Raw genomic sequence first — 19,168 nt, forward strand, 5'->3', positions numbered from 1 at the left:
AAAGATGTTCCTTTTTTTATTCTACTGTCCTAAAAACTTATAAATCAATAAATATTTGATTTTCATGTTTTAAAATTTCGATAGATATTTGCAGAATATTTTTCTGAATTTTTAGTAATATGATCATAAAAAAAGGAAATTTTTGGGCTTTATTGCCTTTAATCATTTTCATACTTGTCTATTTTTCGGCATCTATTTATCTAAACGATTTTTACTCCGTTCCAGCATTGGTTGTTTTCATGTTGGCGCTCGTAATTGCATTTGTTCAATTCCCTAAGGTTTCATTTCATACGAAAGCCGAGGCTTTTTGTAAGAATGCGGGTGAAGAAACAATTATGTTGATGATTTTAATTTTTCTTCTCGCTGGAGCGTTTGGAAGTTTAGGATCTACAATTGGTGCTGTAGAATCAACAGTGAATTTATTTTTGAATTATCTTCCTTCTTCCTTTATTGTAGCAGGTTTCTTTTTGTTGTCTTGTTTTATTGCGACTGCTTTGGGAACATCGGTTGGAACAATTGTAACTGTTGCTCCGATTGCAGTGCAAATGGATAAAATGATCCCAGGTTCTATGCCAATTTTGTTAGGTGCAGTGGTTGGTGGAGCGATGTTTGGCGATAATTTATCATTTATTTCTGATACAACAATTGCTGCAACACGTACGCAAGAAGTGAGCATGAAATCTAAATTTAAAACTAATTTTCGAATAGTAGTTCCAGCAGCTATTGTTTCGACGATTATATATTTTTCACTTTCTCAACATTTTGACACAACCAATTTCCAAGGAAAACAGTTAGATTTTGACTTGATTTTAATCTTACCTTATCTATTAGTTTTTGGACTAGCAATCTCTGGAATTAATGTGATTTGGGCTTTAATTGTAGGAATTCTTTCGTTTCTTGGAATTGGTTTGTTCTATTCTGGTGTTCCTTTACTAGACTTAGTTTCTTCTATTAATGAAGGTTTTAAAGGAATGTTTGAGTTGAGTATTATTTGTTTAATTATTGGTGGAATTGTTGGAATTATTCGTTTGAATGGTGGATTAGATTTTATCATTTATCATCTAACCAAAAATATTAAAACAAAACGTCAGGCTGAGATGAGTATTGCGTCGCTTACAGCTTTGGCGAATGCTTGTTTGGCAAATAACACGATTACAATTTTGATTTGTGGTAAAATTGCAAAAGATATTTCTGATCATCATGATTTAGAGGGAAAACGTGTGGCAAGTATTTTGGATACGGTTTCGTGTTTTGTACAAGGAATCTTACCTTATGGTGCGCAAGTTTTGGCAGCGGTTGCAGCTGCAAATACAATTTCAAGTGCAACAAAGGTTTCTTCGGTTGATGTGTTATCTAACTTATATTATCCATTTTTAACTGGAATTTGTACGCTTATTTTTATCTTATTTTTTCAGCCAAAATCATTCAAAAAATAGATTGATGTAGGATATTCATTCGTCGAATATTATTTTATAACTTTGTAGACTGAAATTTTTTAAGATGAAAAGAGTTGTCGTAGGACTTTCTGGAGGAGTAGATTCAAGTGTTACAGCCTATTTGCTAAAAGAGCAAGGCTATGATGTGATCGGATTATTTATGCGTAATTGGAACGATGCATCGGTAACGTTGGAAGATGAATGCCCATGGATAGAAGATAGTGCAGACGCTTTGTTGGTAGCTAAAAAATTAGATATTCCTTTTCAGGTAATTGATATGTCTGATTCGTACAAAGAACGTATTGTAGATTATATGTTCAATGAATACGAGCAAGGAAGAACACCAAATCCTGATGTGTTATGTAACCGAGAAATTAAGTTCGATCTGTTTTTGAAAACAGCTTTAGAACTTGGAGCGGATTACGTTGCAACAGGACATTATGCACGAAAAACTTCTACAATTGATGAAAATGGAAAAGAGATTTTTCAATTGTTAAAAGGTAATGATAACAATAAAGATCAATCGTATTTCTTGTGTCAATTGTCGCAAGATCAATTAAGCAAAGCATTATTCCCAATTGGAGACATAGAAAAACCAGAAGTAAGAAGAATTGCAAAAGAGCAAGGCTTGGTTACAGCGAATAAGAAAGATTCGCAAGGTTTATGTTTTATTGGAAAAGTTAGTTTACCTGAATTTTTGCAGCAACAATTAAAACCAAAAGAAGGTGTAATTATTGAAATAGCCAAAGATTGGAACGGATATAAAAGAGAAATTCCAACTTTTACAAATAAATATGAAGCATTAGATTTCGAAGCAAAAGGTTTTTCATACAAACAAGAAGACGGAGAAATTGTAGGTAAACATCAAGGTGCGCATTATTTCACTCGTGGTCAAAGAAAAGGATTAGGGGTTGGAGGAAAAGTAGAACCTTTGTTTATTATTGATACAGATGTAGAGACAAATGTTGTTTACACAGGTCAAGGTGCTGATCATCCTGGTTTGTTGAAGAAAGCATTGTTTATAAAAGAGGAAGAAGTACATTGGGTTCGCGAAGATTTAACTTTAAAAACAGACGAAACAATGGAAGTGATGGCGCGTATTCGTTACCGTCAACCTTTGCAAAAAGCAATTTTACACAAAGCTGAAAACGGAATGTATGTCGAGTTCGAAAATCCTCAATCTGCAATTACAGAAGGTCAATTCTGTGCGTGGTACAAGGAAGATGAACTTTTAGGTTCTGGTGTTATTAATAATTAAAAATATAAACATCATTATTAACATAAAACGCTCAGGATTTTCTTGAGCGTTTTTATGTTAATATCATTTTATTAAAAAACTTTCCCGTCTGCTTTTGGTTGCTTTGGTAATCCATCTTGAAATCTCATAGAAGCATGTGTTCCATCACAAAAAGGCTTATTAGAAGATTGTCCACAACGGCAAATTGTTTGTCGATTTCGCACTTCGTAATATTCGCCATTCGCACTTTTTAGCGGAATTCCTCCCCATAATGCATAAGGACCACTCAAATCATTCGCAACATCTTCAATAATTCCAACAGAAGCTGAGGTGTTATCATCTTCAATTGGTTGATTATTTTCATCCCAAACAATCAACCGTCCAGAAGGACAATGATGTGCCATTTCAACACTCAAATCAACAGAGTTTTGTGTAGAATCTTCAACTTGGTTCCAAATACGTTTTCCATTGTCACAAAATCGAGCAAAAGCACATAATTTTTCGTCATCAGTGAGCGAAACAACAGGTCCTTCTATAACTTCTGCAGTTAATAATTCGGGATTGAAAGTTGCTTTTTCAGTTAAATCCACACCATTTTCTGTTGCTTTTTTATGCGAACCATCACAATAAGGTTTGTGCTGGGATAATCCACAACGACAAATATAAGTTGCATCTTTTGCTTCAAATTCTTCTCCTTCTTGGTAATTGATAGAAATTCCTTGCTGATTTGGAACGATAAATTGCTGAACAATTTTAGGTTTTCCGTGCAAGATATAAGGTCCATTTTCTGTGACTTCTACATAGATACCATCTGTATTTTGAGTTGTCCCGATTTGAATATTTAACTTATTTTGATTATCCATAATTGTAGATTTTAGATTGAAATTATCTACAATTTAAAAAGTATTTTAGTTAGAATGATTTTAAATTTTTATTGATAATTCGTTAAAATTTAATAGATAAACCTTGTTGTTTTTACATAAGATTTAGAATGTTTTGATTAATTTTAATTAAAATAATTAGCATGTCGACAATTCAACTCAAACATACAGAAACCAAACATCACGATGCTTTGTTATACAATTTGCCAGAAGACCAAATTCCTTTTACAGCCTTGCCTATCGAGACTTTTGAGCGTTTGAAATTACGCACAGATGGACATGCAAAACCAATTACAATTTTGTTAGATGAAGTGCCAATTGGTTTTTTTGTGTTAGATTATGGTGACGATAAATTGGAGATGACGAATAATACGAATTCGTTGTTGTTGCGTTCTTTATCGATAAATCCAGAATTTCAAGGAAAGGGTTACGGAAAAATTTCGATGAATTTGATGGATGATTTTGTAAAAGATAATTTTCCTACAATTGATGAATTGGTTTTAGCGGTTAATTTCAACAATAAATCAGCATATGATTTGTATCTAAAAGTCGGTTATATAGATGACGGTTCTCAACGTGAATGGTTCAATGGAATGCAACATTTGTTGAAGAAGAAAATTTAATTGTTAAACTCTTTCTTTCTCCCAAGCGACAACTTGCACACCTTCTGAATAATGCACTAAATCTGGTCTCGAATGGATATTTAAATCTTGAAGTTGGTAATCAATCGTTAAAAAATCTAATTCAAGTTGATTGATTTTCCATGGTAAATGTTGAATTTCATAACGAAACAATTGATTGTGATCTTCCAAATACAAACAATATCGTTCAGTCAAAAATAAATCCAATTCAGTTTTGTGTTTTACTTGCATTCCAACATGGAAATCCGTTAATAAAGAGAAATTTCGTTTGGGATGATTGGCTTGATAAGAATTTTCGGTTCTGTTGATATTTGATTTTTCGTATGGTAAACCTGATAATGATTTAGCTAAAATTGCAGAAAATAATTTTCCAGCTTCAATCGATAAAAAATAAACGCCAGGTTTTTCGTCTTTTGTCACATAGGTTCTCAAATTAATTTCGTCAAAATCAGAAATAGGAGAGAATGCAGGAAAAAAGCGAGGTCGAATTTTTTCCATTGTAAAGGCGACAAGCGAAACCCAAGCAGAATCATTTATTTCATCAATTTCTAAATCTTTTGGAACTAATTCTCTCAAAATTTCTTTGTCAATTCTGTAATGAAAAAATAAAGCTTTGTTCCATTCTTGATAATATTTCCATGATTTTGAAGGATATTTCCAAGCACGATGATTTGTTTCGTCTAAAATTTGTTTGATTGTATATTTCACTTAAAACCTTGTTAAACTTATGGTTGAAGGTACAAAATCTATTGCGAAATAAAGAAAATTGTAGTTACTTCGCATACCAATTTTTATCATATGAAAAACTTGTTTTATATCTTCGTGATTAGTTTTTTAACGTCATGTGCAGCAATACATAATGTGCCAACCTCTCAGAATCCAAATAATTTTATTCAACCAAATACAACAAGTTCTTTTGTGGATCAAAACGGAAATTTTTACCCAGATAATTGGTTGAAATCGTATGGTAAACCTCCTAAAAATGCAAGTCGTAGAGATTATTCATTAATGAAAATTGCGACTGAAAGCAATTTTCAAAATCAATTAACTTCTTATGAAAGTTTGCGTTTGAAAAATATCGAAAAAAGAGTTAAAAATAAGAAACGTGTCATCATTTTTGTGCATGGAATTGACAATGATTATATGTTTAGCTTGAAAAATTACAACAAAGCCAAAACTTATATGAATATTAATTCTTCGAATGATGAGGTAATTAATTTTTATTGGGATGGATTGGTGAACGAAAGTCTTTTTGGAGCAGCAAAAGTTTGGGTAAGTGCAACGACAAATAGCCAAATGGCGGGCGTTTTTGGACTTCGTAGAATTTTGAATGTCATTCATAACAAAGATGTTTATTTGATTTCGCATAGTCGTGGCGCATCGGTTGTTTTGAGTTCACTTGTGAATCCTTCGTTACGCGAAAGTGAAATAAAACGTGCTGAAAATGCGCATCATGTGGATTTTACGAATGCAGAAACTTTGTTAGAAAATAACAATAAAATTTATAGTATTATGTTGGCGCCTGCAATTGGAAAAATTGATTTTACGTTGGATAATAATCAATTAAAAACGTTTACACCTCAATTAAAACGTATGCATATCACGATAAATGACACGGATTATGTATTAGGGAAAGGAAAGATTGGATTTTTATCTCGAAGTTTGATTGCGACAGATTTTGGTTACAAAAAAGATTTGTTTGATGAACTTTCTAAAAATTATACATTTTTAGAAGAAACTGATTTTTCCGGACAAGATTCGCACGAATTTAGAGAATATATCACTAATCCGAAGTTTATTACAATTCTGAAAGAATTCAAGTTGGCCAAATAAAGGGAGGTTAGAAGTGCAAAACTCGAAATGCGAACTTCGCTTATTCATTTCCTAAATAGTAATTCAAACTTCGTTATTATACGTTGTTTTGCTTCAAATAATGTTTTCTTCCAATATATTCTAAATGAAGAAAATTTGCAGTTTCAATAAAAGGTAAAAAGAAATTATCATCCAAATGATTTTCGATAGAACTTGTGATAACACGTACTTTTTTACCCATTAATTTTCGTCCAATTGTTTCTTGAGAACTAATTAAATTTATTAATCGATCAAAGAAATTTTCATCACACTACTCATCGAATACCAATAAACCAGTGTCGCAAAAATTATTTCTTCAAATTCTATAATTTGATTAATGATTTCTAAGAATTGATCTTTGTCAGAATAAGTTTCATCATCATTATAAAGTTCAATAGTATAATCAATCAATTTTAAACAAGCTATTTCAGGATAAATTTCTTGAATCAATTTCGTTGTGTCACCATCTCTATTGTGAGAACCGTTTATAATAATTTGCTTATTCATTTTACATTCAATATAATTCAAAAAAATTATAGTTTCGCTTACAGCATTTCGCATTTCGAGCTACGAACCTCGCAAATCATTTCTTAAACTCAATCACTTCTAAATTTTCAATTTTTCCTTTATTCAACTCAAATCGTAACATCGTACGAACTTTCTGAAAACCGTGTTTACCAACTGCGCCAGGATTCATATGAATTAAACCCAATTGTTTATCAGGCATCACTTTTAGTATATGTGAATGTCCACAAATAAATAATTTCGGAGGATTTTCTGTGATTTCTTTTCGAATTGCAGGATTATATTTTCCTGGATAACCGCCAATATGCGTAATCCAAATATCAACACCTTCCAACGTAAATCTGTTGTTGAGCGGGAATTCTGCGCGAGCTTTATTATCATCAATATTTCCATAAACAGCACGCAAAGGTTTTATTTCAGCCAATTTATCGGTTACAGAAATATCGCCAATATCTCCAGCATGCCAAATTTCGTCTGCTTGTTGTGCATATTCCAAAATTCTATCGTCGATATAAGAATGCGTGTCCGAAAGTAAAAGAATTTTCTTCAAAAGGTTGTATTTTTGTTGCTCAAATTTACAACAATTGCGATATTTTTTAGAATTAGCATACAACGGAAAAAATTATTTTGGTTATCAAATTCAACCTAATCAAATTTCGGTTCAAGAAGTTATTGAAGATAGATTGTCTAAAATCTTAAGAAAAGAAATTTCGATTGTCGGAGCAGGGCGTACAGACTCTGGTGTTCATGCGAAAAAGATATTTATTCATTTTGATTATGAAGATGAATTATCGGTTGATTTAATCAAAAAATTAAATTCTTTTTTACCAAAAGACATCGCTGCTTATCGTTTATTTTTGATGGATGATGAAGCGCATGCGCGTTTTGATGCGACTTCGCGTTCGTACAATTATTTTATTTCACCTTTCAAAGATCCTTTTGCTTTTGATAGTGCTTGGATTTTTAACCGAGAATTGGATATTGAAAAAATGAATGAAGCAGCAAAATTGTTAATTAAGCAAGGAGATTTCGGAAGTTTTGCTAAATTACATACCGATGTGAAAACAAATATTTGCGATGTAAGAGAGGCGTTTTGGCGCAAAAATGAAAACGGACAATTGGTTTTTCAAATCACTGCCGATCGTTTTTTGCGAAATATGGTGCGCGCAATTGTTGGAACATTGGTTGAGGTTGGATTAGGAAGAATTTCTATCCATGATTTTGAAGAAATTATTGAACAAAAACAACGTTCTTCGGCAGGAGCTTCGGCGCCAGCGCAAGGATTGTATTTGGTAGATGTTCAATATCCAAAAGAATTATTTAAAAATGAGTTCAAATAACGAAAATACATCGTTTGATTTTAATGGATTAAAACGTGTTTTACAAATCGGGGCGCAAAGCAAAGTTATGTTTTGGTCGGTGGTTTTTGTAGCGGTTTTTAGTGCGTGTTTTTCTGTTTATCGTCCGTATTTAACGGGAAATATCATCGATGATTATATTCAGACAAAAGATTTACCAGGACTTCAAATGCAAATCGTGAAACTATCTTTGGTATTAGTTTTCGAAGGAATTTTGTCTTTTTTTATGGTTTATTTAGCGAATGTTGTTGCACAGCGAGTTATCCGTTTGTTGCGTGTTCATTTGTATAATCATTTGATAAAATTCAAGCTTGGTTATTTCGATAAAACGCCAAATGGCGTTTTGGTGACGCGTTCAGTTTCTGATATTGAAACGATTGCAGAGGTTTTCAACGACGGAATTTTAGTGATGTTAGGCGATGTATTGAAAATCGTTTTCATCGTTTTTGTGATGTATTGGATGAACTGGGTTTTGGCAACGGTTGTGATTGTGATTCTTCCGTTGATGATGATTATTACACGATTATTCCAAAAAGCATTGAAAAATGTATACCAAGAAGAACGTACAATTGTGGCGAAGTTGAATACGTTTGTGCAAGAACGATTAACAGGAATGAATATTATTCAGGTTTTTAATCGTCAGCAAGCAGAATATGACAAATTCGTTTCGATTAATAATGATTTAAAGAAAAACTATCTAAAAACAGTTTTCTATTTTTCATTAATGTTTCCTGTTGTCGATATTATTTCGGCTTTAGCAACGGGAAGTTTGATTTGGTTTGGAGGGCTTAGAACTGCTGTTTATGGAGATGTTTCTGTCGGAGATTTGATTGCTTTTACACAATATGTTACGTTGTTAACTGCTCCAATGCGTGCAATAGCAGAGCGTTTCAATACGATTCAGCGTGGTTTGGTAGGAGCGGATCGTGTGTTCAAAATTATTGATGATGATCAAACTTTACCAGATAATGGAACAATAAAATTAGATCATGTAAAAGGTAAAATCGATTTTGAAAATGTGAAGTTTTCTTATGTTCCGAATAATTTGGTTTTGAAAGGAATTTCTTTTTCGACAAAACCAGGTGAAAAAATTGCAATTGTAGGTGCCACAGGTGCAGGAAAATCTACTATAATTAATTTATTGAGTCGTTTTTATGACATAGATTCTGGAACAATTAAAATAGATGATGTAAATATTCATGATATGGAATTGAAGAATTTACGTCAACACGTTGCAGTTGTTTTGCAGGATGTTTTCTTGTTTAATACAACGATTTATGACAATATTGTTTTAGGTAATAAAGATATTTCGTTGGAAGAAGTACAAAATGCTGCGAAAATTATTGGAATTGATAATTTTATCATGTCATTACCAAAAGGCTATTACAGTGAGGTAAGCGAGCGTGGTTCGACACTTTCTGTAGGTCAACGTCAATTGATTTCGTTTTTGAGAGCGTATATTTACAATCCAGAGATTTTGGTTTTAGATGAAGCAACTTCTTCTATTGATACAGAGTCGGAAGAATTGATACAAAAAGCAACGGATAAGCTAACACAAGGTAGAACTTCTATCATTATTGCGCATCGTTTGGCGACGATTCAAAATGCAGATAAAATTATTGTGATGGATAATGGAATGATTGTTGAGCAAGGTACACATAGCGAATTGTTAGCTCAGAAAGGTTATTATGCCAATTTATATGAAGTCCAATTCTCGAAAGAAAATTAAAAATTTAACAGAAATAAATTGTTAGATTTGATTAACTTGAACAATCAATAATATTAACTTTAAAAATCTAATTAAAAATGAAAAAATTATTTTTAGCCGCTGCAGTATTAGGTGTGGTTTCTTTATCTTCTTGTAAATCTGAAAAAGAAAAAGTAGATGCAAAAGTAGAAAATACACAAGAAAATGTAGCTGAAACTGTAACTGACCAAGTAGAAGCCGGAAAAGAAACAATGGACAAAGTAGCTGATATCGCAAAAGACTTTCCAACTTTTTCTAGTCCGGAAGCAAATGATTGGGCAAAAAGATATGGAGAATTAGCAGGAGAAATGAAAGTTGCTGCTACAGCCGGTGATCAAGCTAAATTAGCTGACTTAACTAAAAAAGCGGTTGACTTATCTACAGAGTTACAAAAAATAACTCAAAAATTGTCTCCTGAAGATGCAAAGAAATTGCAAGAGTGGTCAGCAGAAATCCAAAAACAATTAACAAAATAAGTTTACTTATTTTTACATGATAAGCTCGAATAAATTCGAGCTTTTTTTATGGATTAAATTATGATTTAAGATATAGATTGATAATATAATAATGTATATCTTTATCACAAAAATTTATAGATATCAATTTTTATATATGACATTAGTACAATTACAATATGTGCTGGCAGTGGCTGAGCATAAGAACTTTACAATTGCTGCTGATAAATCCTTTGTAACTCAACCAACATTGAGTATGCAGATTCAGAAATTGGAAAAAGAATTGAATATTGATATTTTCGATAGAACATCGCATCCAATCAAAATCACTCAAATTGGAGAGAAAATTGTTGCGCAAGCAAAAACAATTTTAATGGAAGCTAACCGAATGAAACACTTGGTAAACGAAGAAAAAGGTTTGTTAGAAGGTGATTTCATTATTGGTGTTATTCCTACTGTTTTACCTTCTTTGGTACCATTATTTTATAAAACATTTCAGAAAAATAATCCGAAATCGAATCTTATTATCAAAGAATTGCAAACGGATAAAATTATAAAAGGAATAAAAGATGGTTCGTTGGATTTTGGTATTGTGGTTTCGCCACTTTTCGAAGATCAAATTATCGAAAAACCTCTTTATTATGAACCATTGGTGGCTTATGTACCAAACGGGCATCGCTTATCTGACAAAGATAAAATCAATGAAGATGATCTAAACACTTCTGATTTATTAATCTTGCAAGAAGGACATTGTTTCAGAAATAATGTGTTGGCTTTATGTGATACTTCTAATCTGAAAAATCGTCCGATTAAGTTAGATTCAGGAAGTTTTGAAGCCTTAGTTAAATTAGCAAATGATGGATATGGAATGACCTTGTTGCCTGCTTTGGTTGCAGATGATTTGCCACAAGAGTATAAGAAATTTGTTAAAAACTTTGAGTCGCCAGTTCCAACACGTGAAGTTTCGTTAATTTTTCATCAATCTCAATTAAGAGATTCTTTCGAGAAAGAATTAATCAATACAATTCAAAGTATTTTGAGAGGAAAAATATTCTTAGAAAAAGATCAAAAGTTAGATTCGAATATGGTTTCTTTACCAAAAAAATAATAAAAAACGACTCAAAATTAAATTTTGAGTCGTTTTTTTATGTCTTTAAATTTCCTTTAAGGAACTATTGTTGTAAATAAATACGTAGCAAAAAGTGTTAATAAAACAATTCCTTGCTGAATATTTGTTCGACCAGAATTTAATGATAAATAAACAGTGAATAAGGATAATACTAATAAGATAGATGATTTTGCATCTATTCCTAATGTTACTTCTAGTCCTGTAAAATAACATACGATTGCTACAGCAGGAATTGTTAATCCAATTGATGCTAAAGCAGAGCCTAAAGCCAAGTTAAGGCTTGTTTGTAAACGGTCTTGTTTTGCGGCTTTATATGCGGCTAAACCTTCTGGTAATAAGATAACTACGGCAATTATAATTCCCACCAATGATTTTGGAGCACCTAAATCCATCACAATTGTTTCGATGGTTGGCGATAATTTTTTTGATAATAAAACAACTGCACACAAAGCAACTAATAATAAAACTAAACTCGAGATTGTAGTCAATAAATTTGGTTTTTCGACATGTAATTCTGATGTCACATTATCTTTGCTAGTTTGCGGTAAGAAATAATCGCGATGACGAATGGTTTGGACAGAAATAAATCCGCCATATAAAATAAGAGAAATAATTGCGACAAAGATTAACTGGGAAGAAGAGAATTCACCTCCTTTTTCTGATGTCAAAAAATTTGGTAAAACCAAGGTCAATATAGATATTGCAACTAAAGTAATTAAAGCAGTTGAAACACCTTGTTTGATAAAGTTCTGTTCTCTATAACGAACTCCTCCAGCCAATAAACAGATTCCGATAATTCCGGTAAGAATAATCATTACAGCAGCAAAAACGGTATCTCTTGCCAAAACAGAAGGGAAGCCGGTAGGTTCGGACATCATTAATGAAACAATTAGCGAAACTTCTATAACTGTAATAGCTAAAGCCAATATAATGGTTCCGAAAGGTTCTCCAACTTTATGCGCTACAACTTCTGCGTGATGTACAGCTGATAAAACAGCTGAAATTAAAATGATTCCTAAGACTCCAGAAAACCACATCTGATCTTTAAATCCTTCGGCTATTGTTAATGAAAAAATGGCAAGAATGGGACAGATAATTGTCCAGTAGGGTAAAGCTAAATTGAATTTTTTTGAAATAAAATTATCTACATGCATTAATTATAAGGTTTTGGATTTTTACAAATTTAATAAATAATATTGATAATTATTATGTGTAATTATCATGAATAGTAATAATTATAACGTTTAATAATCATAAATAGTAATAGTTATTTCAATAATTGAGTAAAAATAAACTTTTTAACTAATGATTATCATACCTCTACTATCAATAAACGATTAAATTTGCAAAATGTTAAACGTATCTGACGAAAAGTTAAAAAAATGGTTTAGCACATCATGTGTGTGGGAAACGATAAGTTGTACGCTCTTATTTTTGGTCACAATGCCAATTAAATATCAATTCGGTTATGTTTTGCCAATGCCATTTGCTGGTTGTTTTCACGGTTTTTGGTTTACAGCTTATTTGATTTTACTTTTTAGAGTCAGAAGAATATATAAATGGGACGATGAAGATTTTATTATTTATGTGATGTACGCATTTATTCCGTTTGCAACTTTGGCGGTACATAAAGTAATAAAAGAGGATAAAAATAATAGATAAATAAAAAAAACGGTTTCTTTTTGAAACCGTTTTTTTATACTCATATATTTTACGCCATTTAGCTACAGTGTTTCGACTGATTTTAAACTTATCAGCAGTATACGTATTGGTATAATTATTTTTTTGCTGAAATTTTAAAATTTCTAGAACAGAATTCAAATCATAAGATTTAATTTTTTGGTAGGAGTTTTTTATCCAATTATGAATAGTGTTTTTAGGGATATTGTATTCATTAGAAATTTCTTTTTTTCTTCAGTGTATAAATTCTAAAAAAAAATCATATTTCAACAACTTCGACCATTTTAATAAATCGTCTGTTTGTATACTTTTGCTTAAATATTGGGCATTAATTTCCTTTTCAGAATAAGTTTTGAAGAAACTTTTGATACGGGATATATCAATTCCAAGTTCGTCGACTCTTTTTTTGATTAAAGAGCCTATGTGAATATCTTTCATAGGTAAGTAGGTTATGAGTAATCGTAAATATAGGAAATTGAAATCAGTTTTCCTATTAATTATCTCAAAAATAGAATGATTTTATGTACATAAAGATCGTTTCGTTATATAGAATTTATTTTATAAATTTATGCGACTAAATTAAGTATAATGATTATTCAACCAAGAACAAGAGGTTTTATTTGCATTACGACTCATCCTGAGGGAACTGCAAAAAATGTTCACAATCAAATTGAGTACGTAAAATCAAAAAATATTTCAGCCGAAGGACCAAAAAAAGTATTGGTAATTGGAGCTTCGACAGGTTTTGGTCTGTCATCTCGTATTACAGCTGCTTTTGGATATAATGCTGCAACAATAGGTGTTTTCTTTGAAAAACCTGCTGCGCCAAGAAAACCGGGGACTGCGGGTTGGTACAACACAGCTGCTTTTGAAAAAGAAGCACACGAAGCTGGTTTGTATGCAAAAAGTATTAATGGAGATGCTTTTTCTGATGAGATTAAACAACAAACGATTGATTTAATCAAACAAGATTTAGGTCAAGTAGATTTAGTGGTTTATAGTTTGGCTTCGCCACGTCGTACACATCCTAAAACAGGTGTTGCATATTCATCAGTTCTTAAACCAATTGGTGAACCATTTACAAATAAAACAGTAGATTTTCATACAGCAGAAGTTACAGATATTACAATTGATCCGATTGAATCTCAAGAAGAAATTGATAATACAATTGCTGTAATGGGAGGTGAGGATTGGAAATTTTGGATGGAAGATTTGAAAGCTGCTGGTGTTTTAGCTGAAGGAGTAAAAACTGTTGCTTATTCATACATAGGGCCAGAATTGACGCATAGAATCTACAAAGATGGATCGATTGGTATGGCTAAAAACGATTTAGAAAAAACGGTTCCTGTTATCAACGAATTATTAGCAGATTTAAATGGTGTTTCTTACGTTTCTGTAAACAAAGCTTTGGTAACACAGTCTAGTTCTGCGATTCCAGTTGTGCCATTATATATTTCGTTATTGTACAAAGTAATGAAAGCAAAAGGAATTCATGAAGGTACAATCGAGCAAATGCAACGTTTGTTTGCAGAGCGCTTGTATACTGCAAATGGAGAAGTTCCTTTGGATGAAAATGGACGTATTCGTATTGATGATTTGGAAATGCGTGAAGATGTACAAAAAGAAGTGGATGATTTGTGGAAAATTGTAACTTCTGAGAATATTAAAGAAATTTCTGATATCAAAGGTTATCATGATGAGTTCTTACAATTGTTTGGATTTAGTTTTGATGAAATCGATTATGATGCTGATACAAACGAATTGATTTCAGTTCCAAGTATTGCAGAATAAGAAGATCATTTCAATAATAAATACAAAACCTCGAAAATTATTTTCGAGGTTTTTTTTGTGTCAATAAAATAACTCAAAAATAATTTTATTCTGTTTATCGTCTTACTTCTCGATACAAATTTCTTTAATGGGGAATGAAAATTATACGAGGGGATTAATAAAAAACCTCAACTAAGGAGTTAAGGTTTGGTAATTGTTTTTTATTGTTTAATAATAGGAGTTAACTCTTCTTTTAATTGATCAAATTCTTCTTTCGTCATCATTTCAATTTCCATTAATTCTTTAGCTTCTTTAAGTTTTTCGATAGCTTCTTCACGAGTCATTTTTCTATTCTTTAATAGTATTTCACCAGACTCTATTGCTAATTCTGAATCCATGACACTTAAATATTTATTAACACCAAATGCTCTTCCATTTATTTCACCTAGTACCATTACTACATATAAAGGTTTATTTTTACTCCCTCTATGAAATGTCTTTATTTCTTGAACAATAACCTTCGTATTTTTAAAACTATTATCAGCCATGCTAGGAGCATCACCATTCATTGCTGCCATTATATTACCAAATCCTGCAGGTCTTCCCATTTGTATAAATTCATAAGTTTTTTTTGATACACTTCTAGATTGTCCTATACCACCTCTTAATTGATTGCCATAAGAACCAGCTATAGTTTTTGTTCTAATCTCTTCAGACGTAGGAGCACCTAAAATTAAAGTATCGCCAATACTTACAGTATTTTTACTACTGGTAATGTATTGATTAACTTCTGTACCATTTTTAATGGTATTAAAGAAGTTTATGTCTTGTGTATTCTCATACGTTAATTGTTCAATATTTTCTTGAGCATACAACATATTAATTGATAGTAGAACTACAGCTAATGATAGAATTTTTTTCATCGTTATTTGAATTTAGTTTTAAACGCTAATTAATTTCTATTGCAAGTTTACAGCTCATCAGTGCAGTCTATTTGCATAGATGTTTTTATTAAAAAATAAACCACATTTTTAAAATATTAGTTCATAAAAAAACCTCAACAGGTTTTCTGTTGAGGTTTATATTTAAAATATATGTTATCTAATTTTACGCAACACAATTATCATTTATTTCTCTGATCGTACCTGCTATTTTCGTTGATACTTCTTGACCAAATAGTTGAATCATTCCTCCTGAATACACATCAGAAAAAGGTGAATTAAATAACTGGTTTAAGTCCATCACTCCATTAACAGCAAAATAATCTATTATTAAATTCATAAATTGAATTTGTTGAGTATTTAAATTTGCAAAATTTACCATCTTAGAAAATGCATTTTGTGCTTCAACTTTATCTAATCCTACCACTGAACGTATAAATTCACCTAATGGCTTATCTCCATAGACCTCTTGGAATAATGACTTAGACCCTAGACTTCCTTTCTCAAATAAGAAGCTTTCTATATAGGTTAAGTCAGCAGGAGTTATCTTGATGTTCTTTTTAATTTTATCTATCGTTAAATCAAATTGATTCTCTTTGATATATCTTTCCACCTTTTCTTTGTAAGCTTCCTTATCAAAAGAATGTGCTTCATAGATTTCAGGTGATTCATTAACAGCGATTATATTATCCTCGAAGCTTGTAGTTACTATTTTCTTCGCTTCTTCTGTTAAGAACTTTATCAAATCTCTTAGTTCAACTCTTATATGCTCTAAACCTAATACACTCATATCACTCCAATAATCCTCTTGTGTAATATGATTTAAAGTATTCAACTTGGCTTTTACTTGTGGTACAGAAGTTTGCTTTTTTAATCTATTCGATATTCCTATCACTTTCTCTGTTAAATAAACTTGTCTTCTTTCTCCATTAAGATTAGCAGTCATAAAATCTAACATCATCAAATCAAATGATAATGCAGCAGTATCTTGACTTTTTTCGAAGACTAAAGGAGCTAAGTCATTTAATAACTCATACGTATCAGCTTTAGACAGGTCATACCATTTCTTCTTTTCTAGGTATTTGTCTAAAGTTTTGAGATAAGGTTTTACGACAAAGCTTGTACGCTTTTCATTGTTGATATTTGCTACTTGTTGATGAACATAAGCTAATAATTCTTCACCTAAAGCTTTTAATTCTTCGTCTTCTTGAATTAATAAAACTTGTGCAAGATTCAGTCTTATTCTGAAAATACGTTCAGCTAAAGACATCTGTTTTATAGGTTCTATTCCTTTTGGATTTTCCTCAAAAAATTCAAAATTTTGACAAAAATCTAAGATTAAGAAATCCTTTTTATGCTCACCAAATCCAAATAGATTTTCGCATAATCGAGTTCCTCTACCAATCATTTGCCAGAATTTCACCCTACTTTTTACAGGTTTTAGAAAGACTAAATTTACAATTTCAGGTACATCAATTCCTGTATCTAGCATATCTACAGAACAAGCTATTTGAGGATTTTTGTATTTAATCTTGAAATCATTTAATAAGTCGTGTCTGTATTCTACTGTATAATCAATTACTTTTAAGAATTGATCTCCATATTCAGGATAAGTAGCATTGAACCTTTGTCTTAAAAATTCTGCATGTTTATTTTTCTTAGCAAAGATGATGGTCTTCCCTAATTTATTACCACCATCTACTTTTATTCCATGCTCCATCAGATACTCTAAAATGGCATCAGCAGTATTGGTGTTATAAATCCATTGGTCTAAAGCTGTAGATTCTATTTCATCAGGAAATTCTCCTGTGATTGGGTCTGCAAATTCTTCTTCGTATTCTTTCTGTTCTTCGGGAGATAATTCACTATACTTAATTCCTTCACGTTGAAATTTTGTCTGAACAGAAAATGACTTATAAGGTACTAAATATCCATCTTTGATGGCTTTATCTAAATCATAGTTATACGTAGGATTTCCTACAGTTAATCCAAATAATTCGTAGGTATTTCTTTCTGAAAAATCGACAGGAGTTGCAGTTAAACCAATCTTTAACCCATCAAAATAATTAAAAATTGCTTTGTATTTGTTGTAAATAGAACGGTGAATTTCATCAAAAATAATCACATCAAAATGTCCAACTCCATAAGTGCGAGTATCTCCTGTTTTATCTTCGTCTATTAAATTGATTAACGTTTGATAGGTAGAAAACACAATTCTACTTCCTACATCTTCTTTTTCTTCTCGTAAATCTACAGAAGGAAGATTAGGCAAATAATCGTTTAAGTTGTTCTTGGCTTGTGTAACTAAAGCTGTTCTATCTGCTAAAAATAAAATCTTCTTTGCCCAATTGGCTTTTGATAACACATCTACCAAAGAAGCAGAAGTTCTTGTTTTTCCTGTACCTGTTGCCATTACCAATAAAGCACCTCTGTGTCTGTCTTCAAATCTTTCGGCAACAGCTTTAATAGCTTCTATCTGATAATAACGATTGGTAATATCTTCATCAATAGGCATCTCATTTAGATTACGCTTATTGGTTCTTCTTTGGATGTTAAGTTGTAACTCATCTTTGGTGTAATATCCTTGAACTTCTCTAATTGGATAAAACCAATCATAAAAAGAAATTTCGTACCCATTTGTTAAGAAGATATTTGGTAATTGACCATAGGTTTTTTCTAAACATTTGGCATATAATTCGGCTTGATGTCTGCCTGAATTTATATCTCTTGATGTTCTTTTTGCTTCTACAACGGCTAAAGGCTTTCCGTTATCTCCCCAAAGGACATAATCTGCAAAACCTTCTTCTTTGTTGTTTGGCATACCTTCTACACGAAACTCTTTGACATTGGTTTGAGAGATATCCCAACCCATTTCCTCTAACATATAATCAATTAGAAGTTCTCTTGTTTTGGCTTCATTAGGATCGGCAGGTGGTAATATTTGTTGTTGCGTTTCTTTTCTGTTGGCTTCTAAAGCTTCTTGTTCCTCTTTTTGTTTTTTCTCAAGTTCTGTCTTTGCATTTAATTCTTCTTGCAGTTGTTGAATCATCTTTTTTTGCTCATTCACCTGAGAAGAAAAAGATTGTGGAATTAAATCTTCTTGAAAAAGAGGTTTGCTAACAACATCTCCACTATATAAGGTCATTAAATAATAACTAACCGAATGTAAAAGTTGCAAAACATGTAAAGCTTGGTCTTCTGTTATCTTGGTTTTACCTGTATTATGCACTGCTTTATTCCCTAATTGGCGAATAGCGTGCATCATAGACAACAGTTCTGGACTTTCTATAATTTCTATAAAGGCAGGTTCTTTCATCAAAGAATTGATGGAAGTGTCATAAGGCAAACGCAAAGTAGGCTCACTCTCGTAGATAAAGTTTACCCACGTTTCTAATGTTTTCCTCAAATATAAACCTGCAATGTCTAAATTCTCGTAGATGTATTTTTCTGCTTCTTTGGCAGATGAAATAACAAATTCGAATTCAGTAGGATAATTATAAAAATTACTCATGTTGTT

Annotated in this window: 18 protein-coding genes; 10 read left to right on the plus strand and 8 right to left on the minus strand. The window is 31.7% G+C overall.

Features of this window, described 5'->3' with window-relative positions:
* Positions 1–119 precede the first annotated feature (119 nt).
* Entirely contained in the window at positions 120–1,436 is a 1,317-nt protein-coding gene (locus HXZ69_RS06395; protein ID WP_125350159.1) for a Na+/H+ antiporter NhaC family protein, read from the plus strand.
* A 64-nt stretch (positions 1,437–1,500) separates the two neighbouring features.
* Positions 1,501–2,694 (plus strand): tRNA 2-thiouridine(34) synthase MnmA, encoded by a 1,194-nt coding sequence (gene mnmA, locus HXZ69_RS06400; RefSeq protein WP_286495387.1) that lies wholly within the window; start codon positions 1,501–1,503, stop codon positions 2,692–2,694.
* Between the two features lie 71 nt (positions 2,695–2,765).
* Here the strand turns inward: mnmA and HXZ69_RS06405 are convergent, their stop codons facing one another.
* Positions 2,766–3,536, minus strand: a complete 771-nt coding sequence (locus HXZ69_RS06405) for a CDGSH iron-sulfur domain-containing protein (protein WP_286495388.1) — start codon at positions 3,534–3,536, stop codon at positions 2,766–2,768.
* A 161-nt stretch (positions 3,537–3,697) separates the two neighbouring features.
* On the opposite strand from HXZ69_RS06405, the gene HXZ69_RS06410 reads away from it, so the two are divergent.
* Positions 3,698–4,177, plus strand: a complete 480-nt coding sequence (locus tag HXZ69_RS06410; protein WP_286495389.1) for a GNAT family N-acetyltransferase — start codon at positions 3,698–3,700, stop codon at positions 4,175–4,177.
* Between the two features lie 3 nt (positions 4,178–4,180).
* Here the strand turns inward: HXZ69_RS06410 and HXZ69_RS06415 are convergent, their stop codons facing one another.
* On the minus strand, positions 4,181–4,903 hold the full coding sequence (locus HXZ69_RS06415) for a YqjF family protein (protein ID WP_286495391.1): 723 nt from the start codon (positions 4,901–4,903) through the stop codon (positions 4,181–4,183).
* A 90-nt stretch (positions 4,904–4,993) separates the two neighbouring features.
* Between HXZ69_RS06415 and HXZ69_RS06420 the strand changes: the two genes are divergently transcribed.
* Positions 4,994–6,028 (plus strand): alpha/beta hydrolase, encoded by a 1,035-nt coding sequence (locus HXZ69_RS06420; protein ID WP_286495392.1) that lies wholly within the window; start codon positions 4,994–4,996, stop codon positions 6,026–6,028.
* 76 nt (positions 6,029–6,104) lie between these two features.
* On the opposite strand, the gene HXZ69_RS06425 is transcribed toward HXZ69_RS06420, so the two are convergent.
* The 3 genes from HXZ69_RS06425 to HXZ69_RS06435 all read right to left on the minus strand — a co-directional run bounded on the left by HXZ69_RS06425 (position 6,105) and on the right by HXZ69_RS06435 (position 7,121).
* The gene (locus HXZ69_RS06425) at positions 6,105–6,248 is read right to left on the minus strand and encodes a hypothetical protein (RefSeq protein ID WP_286495393.1); all 144 of its coding nucleotides are present in this window, start codon (positions 6,246–6,248) and stop codon (positions 6,105–6,107) included.
* A 41-nt stretch (positions 6,249–6,289) separates the two neighbouring features.
* The gene (locus HXZ69_RS06430) at positions 6,290–6,553 is read right to left on the minus strand and encodes an NAD(P)H-dependent oxidoreductase (protein WP_286495394.1); all 264 of its coding nucleotides are present in this window, start codon (positions 6,551–6,553) and stop codon (positions 6,290–6,292) included.
* 76 nt (positions 6,554–6,629) lie between these two features.
* Complete coding sequence (locus HXZ69_RS06435; RefSeq protein ID WP_286495395.1) at positions 6,630–7,121, minus strand: metallophosphoesterase family protein; 492 nt, start codon at positions 7,119–7,121, stop codon at positions 6,630–6,632.
* 34 nt (positions 7,122–7,155) lie between these two features.
* On the opposite strand from HXZ69_RS06435, the gene truA reads away from it, so the two are divergent.
* The 4 genes from truA (at position 7,156) to HXZ69_RS06455 (ending at position 11,239) form a co-directional block, all read left to right on the plus strand.
* Positions 7,156–7,911: a tRNA pseudouridine(38-40) synthase TruA gene (truA, locus tag HXZ69_RS06440; RefSeq protein WP_286495396.1), complete on the plus strand. Its 756-nt coding sequence runs from the start codon at positions 7,156–7,158 to the stop codon at positions 7,909–7,911.
* A complete protein-coding gene (locus tag HXZ69_RS06445) occupies positions 7,898–9,658 on the plus strand; it encodes an ABC transporter ATP-binding protein (RefSeq protein WP_286495397.1) in 1,761 nt (586 codons plus the stop codon). The genes truA and HXZ69_RS06445 overlap by 14 nt, the downstream gene beginning before the upstream one ends.
* A gap of 77 nt (positions 9,659–9,735) precedes the next feature.
* Positions 9,736–10,152, plus strand: coding sequence for a hypothetical protein (locus HXZ69_RS06450; protein ID WP_019976952.1), 417 nt, complete (start codon positions 9,736–9,738; stop codon positions 10,150–10,152).
* A gap of 136 nt (positions 10,153–10,288) precedes the next feature.
* Positions 10,289–11,239: a LysR substrate-binding domain-containing protein gene (locus HXZ69_RS06455; protein WP_038333906.1), complete on the plus strand. Its 951-nt coding sequence runs from the start codon at positions 10,289–10,291 to the stop codon at positions 11,237–11,239.
* A gap of 56 nt (positions 11,240–11,295) precedes the next feature.
* Here the strand turns inward: HXZ69_RS06455 and HXZ69_RS06460 are convergent, their stop codons facing one another.
* Positions 11,296–12,414 carry a calcium:cation antiporter gene (locus HXZ69_RS06460; RefSeq protein WP_284584058.1) on the minus strand — a complete coding sequence of 373 codons (1,119 nt, stop codon included), beginning with the start codon at positions 12,412–12,414 and terminating at the stop codon, positions 11,296–11,298.
* A 196-nt stretch (positions 12,415–12,610) separates the two neighbouring features.
* On the opposite strand from HXZ69_RS06460, the gene HXZ69_RS06465 reads away from it, so the two are divergent.
* Together HXZ69_RS06465 and fabV are read left to right on the plus strand one after the other, a co-directional pair.
* The gene (locus HXZ69_RS06465) at positions 12,611–12,922 is read left to right on the plus strand and encodes a DUF3817 domain-containing protein (protein WP_188319693.1); all 312 of its coding nucleotides are present in this window, start codon (positions 12,611–12,613) and stop codon (positions 12,920–12,922) included.
* A gap of 606 nt (positions 12,923–13,528) precedes the next feature.
* Positions 13,529–14,731 carry an enoyl-ACP reductase FabV gene (gene fabV, locus HXZ69_RS06470; RefSeq protein ID WP_286495398.1) on the plus strand — a complete coding sequence of 401 codons (1,203 nt, stop codon included), beginning with the start codon at positions 13,529–13,531 and terminating at the stop codon, positions 14,729–14,731.
* Positions 14,732–14,931: 200 nt separating this feature from the next.
* Here fabV and HXZ69_RS06475 read toward each other — a convergent pair whose 3' ends face one another.
* Positions 14,932–15,633: a hypothetical protein gene (locus HXZ69_RS06475; protein WP_286495399.1), complete on the minus strand. Its 702-nt coding sequence runs from the start codon at positions 15,631–15,633 to the stop codon at positions 14,932–14,934.
* Positions 15,634–15,817: 184 nt separating this feature from the next.
* A complete protein-coding gene (locus HXZ69_RS06480; RefSeq protein WP_286495400.1) occupies positions 15,818–19,162 on the minus strand; it encodes a DEAD/DEAH box helicase family protein in 3,345 nt (1,114 codons plus the stop codon).
* Positions 19,163–19,168: the final 6 nt, after the last annotated feature.

This window comes from Empedobacter sp. R132-2, assembly GCF_030324375.1.
Classification (GTDB): domain Bacteria; phylum Bacteroidota; class Bacteroidia; order Flavobacteriales; family Weeksellaceae; genus Empedobacter; species Empedobacter falsenii_B.

Bases quoted from the DNA above. Each gene is read 5' to 3' on its own strand.
- fabV (WP_286495398.1), top strand. From the start codon at position 13,529: ATGATTATTCAACCAAGAACAAGAGGTTTTATTTGCATTACGACTCAT.
- mnmA (WP_286495387.1), top strand. From the start codon at position 1,501: ATGAAAAGAGTTGTCGTAGGACTTTCTGGAGGAGTAGATTCAAGTGTT.
- HXZ69_RS06410 (WP_286495389.1), top strand. From the start codon at position 3,698: ATGTCGACAATTCAACTCAAACATACAGAAACCAAACATCACGATGCT.
- HXZ69_RS06460 (WP_284584058.1), bottom strand. From the start codon at position 12,414: ATGCATGTAGATAATTTTATTTCAAAAAAATTCAATTTAGCTTTACCC.
- HXZ69_RS06475 (WP_286495399.1), bottom strand. From the start codon at position 15,633: ATGAAAAAAATTCTATCATTAGCTGTAGTTCTACTATCAATTAATATG.
- HXZ69_RS06480 (WP_286495400.1), bottom strand. From the start codon at position 19,162: ATGAGTAATTTTTATAATTATCCTACTGAATTCGAATTTGTTATTTCA.
- HXZ69_RS06395 (WP_125350159.1), top strand. From the start codon at position 120: ATGATCATAAAAAAAGGAAATTTTTGGGCTTTATTGCCTTTAATCATT.
- HXZ69_RS06420 (WP_286495392.1), top strand. From the start codon at position 4,994: ATGAAAAACTTGTTTTATATCTTCGTGATTAGTTTTTTAACGTCATGT.
- HXZ69_RS06425 (WP_286495393.1), bottom strand. From the start codon at position 6,248: ATGGGTAAAAAAGTACGTGTTATCACAAGTTCTATCGAAAATCATTTG.
- HXZ69_RS06405 (WP_286495388.1), bottom strand. From the start codon at position 3,536: ATGGATAATCAAAATAAGTTAAATATTCAAATCGGGACAACTCAAAAT.
- HXZ69_RS06450 (WP_019976952.1), top strand. From the start codon at position 9,736: ATGAAAAAATTATTTTTAGCCGCTGCAGTATTAGGTGTGGTTTCTTTA.
- HXZ69_RS06455 (WP_038333906.1), top strand. From the start codon at position 10,289: ATGACATTAGTACAATTACAATATGTGCTGGCAGTGGCTGAGCATAAG.
- HXZ69_RS06465 (WP_188319693.1), top strand. From the start codon at position 12,611: ATGTTAAACGTATCTGACGAAAAGTTAAAAAAATGGTTTAGCACATCA.
- HXZ69_RS06430 (WP_286495394.1), bottom strand. From the start codon at position 6,553: ATGAATAAGCAAATTATTATAAACGGTTCTCACAATAGAGATGGTGAC.
- HXZ69_RS06445 (WP_286495397.1), top strand. From the start codon at position 7,898: ATGAGTTCAAATAACGAAAATACATCGTTTGATTTTAATGGATTAAAA.